Origin of the sequence: Duganella sp. S19_KUP01_CR8 (assembly GCF_036688705.1) — a bacterium.
Taxonomy (GTDB): domain Bacteria; phylum Pseudomonadota; class Gammaproteobacteria; order Burkholderiales; family Burkholderiaceae_D; genus Rugamonas.
On record NZ_JAQQPR010000069.1, the window covers coordinates 1 to 2,290 of the forward strand.

1 rRNA gene is annotated in these 2,290 nt (G+C 51.4%); it reads left to right on the forward strand.

The window, feature by feature from the left end:
- Positions 1-2,235: ribosomal RNA gene (locus tag V6M89_RS30310) — 23S ribosomal RNA — on the forward strand; the annotation flags it as partial.
- Positions 2,236-2,290 lie beyond the last annotated feature (55 nt).

Here is a 2,290-nt window from a genome sequence, read left to right on the forward strand (position 1 = left end):
AGGGCGATAGTCGCTGGGTGTAGACCCGAAACCAAGTGATCTACTCATGGCCAGGATGAAGGTGCGGTAACACGCACTGGAGGTCCGAACCCACTAATGTTGAAAAATTAGGGGATGAGCTGTGGGTAGGGGTGAAAGGCTAAACAAACTTGGAAATAGCTGGTTCTCTCCGAAAACTATTTAGGTAGTGCCTCAAGTATCACCATCGGGGGTAGAGCACTGTTATGGCTAGGGGGTCATCGCGACTTACCAAACCATTGCAAACTCCGAATACCGATGAGTGCGAGCTTGGGAGACAGACGTCGGGTGCTAACGTCCGGCGTCAAGAGGGAAACAACCCAGACCGCCAGCTAAGGTCCCAAAGATTGGCTAAGTGGAAAACGAAGTGGGAAGGCTAAAACAGTCAGGATGTTGGCTTAGAAGCAGCCATCATTTAAAGAAAGCGTAATAGCTCACTGATCGAGTCGTCCTGCGCGGAAGATGTAACGGGGCTAAGCCAGTCACCGAAGCTGCGGATATCTAGCAATAGATATGGTAGGAGAGCGTTCTGTAAGCCTGCGAAGGTGTCTTGTAAAGGATGCTGGAGGTATCAGAAGTGCGAATGCTGACATGAGTAGCGATAATGGGGGTGAAAAGCCCCCACGCCGTAAGCCCAAGGTTTCCTGTTCAACGTTCATCGGAGCAGGGTGAGTCGGCCCCTAAGGCGAGGCAGAGATGCGTAGCTGATGGGAAGCAGGTTAATATTCCTGCACCGTCGTATGATGCGATGGGGGGACGGATCGCGGAAGGTTGTCTGCCTGTTGGAATAGGCAGTTTCTGGTTCATAGAAGGCGCTTAGGCAAATCCGGGCGCAGGATTCAAGGGACTGGGACGAGGCACTTAGGTGCTGAAGCAATCGGAAGTGGTTCCAAGAAAAGCCTCTAAGCTTCAGTCATACGAGACCGTACCGCAAACCGACACAGGTGGGCGAGATGAGTATTCTAAGGCGCTTGAGAGAACTCGGGAGAAGGAACTCGGCAAATTGGTACCGTAACTTCGGGAAAAGGTACGCCCTTGTAGCTTGGCTGATTTACTTCAGTAGGGTGAACGGGTTGCAATAAACTGGTGGCTGCGACTGTTTAATAAAAACACAGCACTCTGCAAACACGAAAGTGGACGTATAGGGTGTGACGCCTGCCCGGTGCTGGAAGATTAAATGATGGGGTGCAAGCTCTTGATTGAAGTCCCAGTAAACGGCGGCCGTAACTATAACGGTCCTAAGGTAGCGAAATTCCTTGTCGGGTAAGTTCCGACCTGCACGAATGGCGTAACGATGGCCACACTGTCTCCTCCCGAGACTCAGCGAAGTTGAAGTGTTTGTGATGATGCAATCTACCCGCGGCTAGACGGAAAGACCCCATGAACCTTTACTGTAGCTTTGCATTGGACTTTGAATCAATCTGTGTAGGATAGGTGGGAGGCTTTGAAGCGGGGACGCCAGTTCTCGTGGAGCCAACCTTGAAATACCACCCTGGTTCATTTGAGGTTCTAACCTTGGCCCGTTATCCGGGTCGGGGACAGTGCATGGTAGGCAGTTTGACTGGGGCGGTCTCCTCCTAAAGTGTAACGGAGGAGTTCGAAGGTACGCTAGTTACGGTCGGACATCGTGACGATAGTGCAATGGCATAAGCGTGCTTAACTGCGAGACTGACAAGTCGAGCAGGTACGAAAGTAGGACATAGTGATCCGGTGGTTCTGTATGGAAGGGCCATCGCTCAACGGATAAAAGGTACTCTGGGGATAACAGGCTGATTCCTCCCAAGAGTTCATATCGACGGGGGAGTTTGGCACCTCGATGTCGGCTCATCACATCCTGGGGCTGTAGCCGGTCCCAAGGGTATGGCTGTTCGCCATTTAAAGTGGTACGTGAGCTGGGTTTAAAACGTCGTGAGACAGTTTGGTCCCTATCTGCCGTGGGCGTTGGAAATTTGAAGGGGGCTGCTCCTAGTACGAGAGGACCGGAGTGGACAGACCTCTGGTGTACCGGTTGTCACGCCAGTGGCATTGCCGGGTAGCTAAGTCTGGAAGAGATAACCGCTGAAAGCATCTAAGCGGGAAACTTGCCTTAAGATGAGATTTCCCAGAGCCTTGAGCTCTTTGAAGGGTCGTTCGAGACCAGGACGTTGATAGGTCAGGTGTGGAAGTGCAGTAATGCATTAAGCTAACTGATACTAATTGCCCGTACGGCTTGTCCCTATAACCTTAGCAGGTTATGGTGAATAAGAAGTACGTTGTAACGTTCGTTGATACA